This is a genomic window from Rugamonas violacea (assembly GCF_016461825.1).
GTDB lineage: Bacteria > Pseudomonadota > Gammaproteobacteria > Burkholderiales > Burkholderiaceae_D > Rugamonas.
The window spans coordinates 1-663 of the sequence record NZ_JAEMNU010000042.1 but is presented as its reverse complement, the minus strand read 5'-3'; the positions used below and the strand labels follow the sequence as shown (position 1 = coordinate 663).

The window sequence follows — 663 nt, the reverse complement described above, 5'->3', positions numbered from 1 at the left end:
CTGGGTCTGGCGCGGCGTCGCCACGCCGATGGTGTCGGCGATGTCGATCTCGTCGCAGCCCAGGTCGCGCATGCGGCCCACCACGTCGGCCACCGCGTCGAGCGGCACCGCGCCCTGGTAGGGGCAGCCGAAGGCGCAGCTGATGCTGCCGCGCAGGCGCAGGCCGTGCTGCTTGGCCGCCTTGGCGACGCCCTCGAAGCGGGCGATCGATTCGGCAGTGCGGTAGTAGATCATGCCGGTGGTAATGATCTTAACGGTTGTGAATAGCTGTGGTAGCTTGATCTTCACTTTGAGTGCCGCCCCTTTTGTAGGGAAGTGATAGTGTGGCAAAATCTGTGGCACATAGAGTAAACTGTATGGGTTTTTCCTGTTAGAAATCCACCGTTGCATCGTCTACGCCATCGTTTGTACCCACCTAAATCGGACTAAGTTAAACAATGCAAAAGCCAATTCGAAAAGTGAATTTTAAGGAAGCGGCAATGAGGCATTTCAGCGATGCCAAAGCGTTGGAAAATTTGAGCCGCAATGCGAATGCAGGGCAACTTTTTGGATTTGCAGCAGAGTGTGGTCTAAAGCACGCCGTTATACACAAGTCCGGACCGTCGTGCGCTTGGCCGAAAAATCCGTTTACATTCAATGAGTTGCGGCCGCCCTTGTAAACTT

Annotated in this window: 1 protein-coding gene and 1 pseudogene; both read right to left on the bottom strand. The window is 55.2% G+C overall.

What is annotated here, in order from left to right; all coding sequences use genetic code 11:
- Nucleotides 1-249 (bottom strand): annotated as a pseudogene (locus tag H7U20_RS10010) (hypothetical protein); the annotation flags it as partial.
- Between the two features lie 181 nt (nucleotides 250-430).
- The coding region (locus H7U20_RS30170; RefSeq protein ID WP_233410630.1) for a hypothetical protein at nucleotides 431-663 on the bottom strand (233 nt) is incomplete at its 5' end.